Genomic DNA, 3,752 nt, shown 5'->3' on the forward strand with positions numbered 1-3,752 from the left:
AATTAACGGCGTTTGTTCACTGGTATCCAGCCAGGACAAGGCTTCATCAGCGCTACCCTGCTCAACCACTGAAAATCCAGAAGATTGCAACAGTTTGCAAAGCATCATGCGGGCAACACGAGAATCATCAACGACTAATGCAAGTTTGGTGGTCATACCTTCTACCTCTGATGACTTAACTGTAACGGTGCGGATCCAGTTGGATCGTTTTGACGCGTTTGCCCAACATAACGATTTCACCACGATAACGTTGTTGCATATCACTGGCAAACTCAAAAAAATAAGTACGTTCTAATTGCATTCTGCCGGTCGAACCTCGTTTGAGACGGATTTTTTGCCAGGCCACGGTATCGTTGAGAAAACTCACTCCCATCGACTGACAATATTGACTGGCAACCTTGCTGGCATGTTCCGCAACGCCGCGGCTGTCCCACCATATCCAGCCTATGACCGCCAGAATCAACAACACAATGGTACTATCATTCACGCGATATCTCCCCAGCCAGCCTGCACCATCGCTAATGCTGCTGCAGAAGCGGTTTCGGTTCTCAGAATTCTCGGCCCTAATGTAATACCGGTGAACCCCGCATCATTTGCCCGTTGTACCTCTATTTCACTCAGGCCACCTTCGGGACCAATCAGTAAAGCGATCTGCTGGGCTTTTTTTATACTGGAAAAACTTTTTATCGCCTCTGGATCCAACACCAGCTTGCAGGCATCGTTCACATTTTCCAAAGCGGCATCTATTGACGTGATGGGCAATAACTCAGGCAAATAACTTCTGCCGCTTTGCTCACAGGCACTGATAATGACACCTTGCCAATGATTTATTCTTTTCTCGGCACGATCCCCGGAAAGTTGCACATTACAGCGCTCGGTCACCACCGGCATAATACGTTTCACGCCAAGCTCAACCGCTTTCTGTATGGCGTAATCCATCCGTTCACCTCTTGAAATACCCTGCATCAACAGGATATCTAATTGAGACTCGTTATCTGTGTGTATTTGCTGTTTAAGGCTGACGGTTGCCTGACGCTTATCAACCTGCTCCAGCTGCGCCTGATATTCCAGGCCCTGCCCATCAAATAAATTCAATAAAGCACCAGGCTTCATGCGAAGTACCTGCACGGCATGGCGGAAAACCTCATCTGGCAACTGCATTGGTGAATTGGCAGGCACTAGAGACGCGCAATAAAAACGGGAAACACGCATAAACAAGCTTCAACTGACAAAATGAATCAGCAGTTTACAGACTGCATCACAGAGTTTGAATAATAAACCTTAAATGGCTGATATACTTTTTGCCATGGATACCGACCTCGCCAAACTTCAAAACTGCCTGACTGACACAGTTCAGCAGCATTTGATGCCATTATTCAATACTGTCAGCCGTCAGTATAAACATGATGGCAGCGTGGTTACCGTTGCAGATAAATTGATGCAGCAGACCATCACTGAGGTTTTGCAGCGGGATTTCCCGGATATCAAATTGCTGGGCGAGGAAATGACCGCCCTTCAACAAGCTGAATTACTCGACAGTAATGACGCACTTTGGTGTCTCGATCCAATAGACGGCACCAGTAATTTTGCCGCCGGCATGCCTTTCTTTTCCATTTCCCTTGCCCTTATTGAAAAGGGCGAAGTAACGCTTGGGTTGGTTTATGACCCAGTAATGAATGAGTGTTTTGCGGCAAAAAAAGGTGCAGGAGCATGGCTTAATGGTCAGCGATTAAAAGCTGAAATTTCCGGGCTTGCACTTAATCAGACATTGGCCATCATAGATTTCAAACGTTTACCCATATCCCTTTCTCAACGACTGGTTGAAGAAAAGCCTTATGGGTCACAACGCAGTCTTGGCTCAATTGCCTTGGAGCTATGTTGGCTGGCTGCGGGACGTGCCCAATTGTATTTGCATGGACGGCAGCAAATTTGGGATTATGCTGCAGCGCAGCTGGTTATTCAGGAAGCTGGTGCATTTGCCTGTACCTTGGATAATGAGCCGGTGTTCAGCCGCAGTTTAACTCCCCGTTCAACCTGTGCAGCCAGCGATGAAAACCTGTTTGCCGCCTGGCGTGATTACCTGCATGTACCGCGTAGTGATGGCTGAATTATTTCTCGAAGTAAACTGGCCTGCTCCAAAACATATTAGAGCAATTACCACCACTCGAAACGGTGGACAGAGCACGGGTCCCTATTTTTCGTTAAATTTGGGCGATCATGTTGGCGATAATCCGGAGGTGGTAACGGCTAACCGACAGAGACTATTTGAAAAGGCTTTATTACCAGCCGAGCCGTTATGGCTTAAGCAAACCCATAGCACCGACGTTATCGATGCAAACCTTTGGCAAGCCGATATTGAAGCCGATGCCATTATCAGTGATTCACCAGACACTGTCTGCACGGTAATGACAGCAGATTGTTTACCATTATTAATAACGGATAAATCAGGTACCCAGGTGGCTGCTGTTCACGCTGGCTGGCGTGGTTTAAAAAACGGCATTATTGAAAACACATTGGCCCAGTTCAAAGCGCCATCATCAGAGATCATTGTCTGGCTGGGCCCTGCGATTGGCCCACAGGCTTTTGAAGTTGGGCCGGAAGTTAAAGCTGGATTTGTGGTAATGGATGCTGCAGCTGAATCGGCTTTTATCTCAACACATACCGATCGTTATTTGGCAGATATTTATCTACTCGCCAGACAACGCCTGATTGCGCAAGGCGTAACTGCAATCTATGGAGGGGAAAATTGTACCTTCACTGAAAAACAGCGTTTTTTCTCGTTTCGCCGCGATGGTGTTACCGGGCGAATGGCATCACTGATATGGATAGCAGCTGAATAAGGTATGATTTGCGCATTATTTTTGTCGGTCAGGTGCATATGGACTTATTAATCTGGATTATCATTTTCAGTATTCTGGGGGGGCTGCTAAGCGTAATAATTGCGTCAAGTTTTCTGCTATTACCCACCAATACTCGCCAACACGCAGTGCCACATCTGGTCAGTTTTGCCATTGGAGCCTTGCTTGGTGCCTCCTTCCTGGGTTTGCTACCGCATGCGATTGAGCACGAATTTGTGGTTGATCCACATAATATCGGGCTGACATTACTGATTGGTTTATTGAGTTTTTTCCTGTTGGAAAAAATGGTGTTATGGCGTCACTGCCACAGCCATCATGGTCATGAAAATATTCCAGAACTAGGTGAGGATCACCATCACCACCATCATCAGGAAGATACCAAAAAAGCCGCTGGCGCTTTAATTTTGATTGGCGATGCCATTCACAACTTTGTTGATGGTGTGTTGATTGCCGCCGCATTTTTAACGGATGTACATCTGGGGATTGTCACCGCATTGGCGATTGCTGCACATGAGATCCCCCAGGAACTGGGTGACTTTGTCATCTTGTTGCACAGTGGTTACTCACGGCGCAAAGCACTTTATTTCAATATGCTTTCCAGTCTGGCAACGGTAGTCGGTGCTGTAGCCGCTTACTTCCTGTTGGCTGATATGCAGCACATTCTGCCGTATATCCTGGTTGTTGCGGCTTCCAGCTTTATTTATATCGCTGTGGCCGATTTAATTCCGGGCCTGCACAGCAAAGTAAAGCCTTCCGAAACATTCCAGCAAATCTCCTTGATTGCTGCAGGGGTGGTGTTTATTTATCTGGCGCATAGCACGCTGCATTAATGCCAGCTAAACACGATATATTGGTCATCGGGCCCTCCTGGGTCGGTGATATGGTGATGGCGCA

Annotated in this window: 5 protein-coding genes; 3 read left to right on the top strand and 2 right to left on the bottom strand. The window is 47.1% G+C overall.

What is annotated here, in order from left to right:
- Positions 1–175: 175 nt before the first annotated feature.
- Both B3182_RS11885 and B3182_RS11890 read right to left on the bottom strand, forming a co-directional pair.
- Entirely contained in the window at positions 176–487 is a 312-nt protein-coding gene (locus B3182_RS11885; RefSeq protein ID WP_292356121.1) for a DUF3301 domain-containing protein, read from the bottom strand.
- Positions 484–1,212: a 16S rRNA (uracil(1498)-N(3))-methyltransferase gene (locus tag B3182_RS11890; protein ID WP_292356120.1), complete on the bottom strand. Its 729-nt coding sequence runs from the start codon at positions 1,210–1,212 to the stop codon at positions 484–486. Before B3182_RS11890 ends, B3182_RS11885 begins: the two co-directional genes overlap by 4 nt.
- A 73-nt stretch (positions 1,213–1,285) precedes the next feature.
- On the opposite strand from B3182_RS11890, the gene B3182_RS11895 reads away from it, so the two are divergent.
- The 3 genes from B3182_RS11895 to B3182_RS11905 are packed head-to-tail and all read left to right on the top strand — an operon-like array spanning position 1,286 to position 3,688.
- Positions 1,286–2,107 carry an inositol monophosphatase family protein gene (locus tag B3182_RS11895; protein WP_292356118.1) on the top strand — a complete coding sequence of 274 codons (822 nt, stop codon included), beginning with the start codon at positions 1,286–1,288 and terminating at the stop codon, positions 2,105–2,107.
- Complete coding sequence (gene pgeF, locus B3182_RS11900) at positions 2,085–2,840, top strand: peptidoglycan editing factor PgeF (protein WP_292356330.1); 756 nt, start codon at positions 2,085–2,087, stop codon at positions 2,838–2,840. Before B3182_RS11895 ends, pgeF begins: the two co-directional genes overlap by 23 nt.
- 38 nt (positions 2,841–2,878) lie before the next feature.
- The gene (locus B3182_RS11905; protein ID WP_292356328.1) at positions 2,879–3,688 is read left to right on the top strand and encodes a ZIP family metal transporter; all 810 of its coding nucleotides are present in this window, start codon (positions 2,879–2,881) and stop codon (positions 3,686–3,688) included.
- The last annotated feature ends 64 nt before the right edge of the window (positions 3,689–3,752 follow it).

The organism is Methylophaga sp. UBA4204 (assembly GCF_002379485.1).
In the GTDB taxonomy this organism is placed as follows: Bacteria; Pseudomonadota; Gammaproteobacteria; order Nitrosococcales; family Methylophagaceae; genus Methylophaga.

Coding starts and splice junctions, on each gene's coding strand:
- B3182_RS11905 (WP_292356328.1), top strand. CDS start 2,879: ATGGACTTATTAATCTGGATTATCATTTTCAGTATTCTGGGGGGGCTG.
- pgeF (WP_292356330.1), top strand. CDS start 2,085: ATGTACCGCGTAGTGATGGCTGAATTATTTCTCGAAGTAAACTGGCCT.
- B3182_RS11890 (WP_292356120.1), bottom strand. CDS start 1,212: ATGCGTGTTTCCCGTTTTTATTGCGCGTCTCTAGTGCCTGCCAATTCA.
- B3182_RS11895 (WP_292356118.1), top strand. CDS start 1,286: ATGGCTGATATACTTTTTGCCATGGATACCGACCTCGCCAAACTTCAA.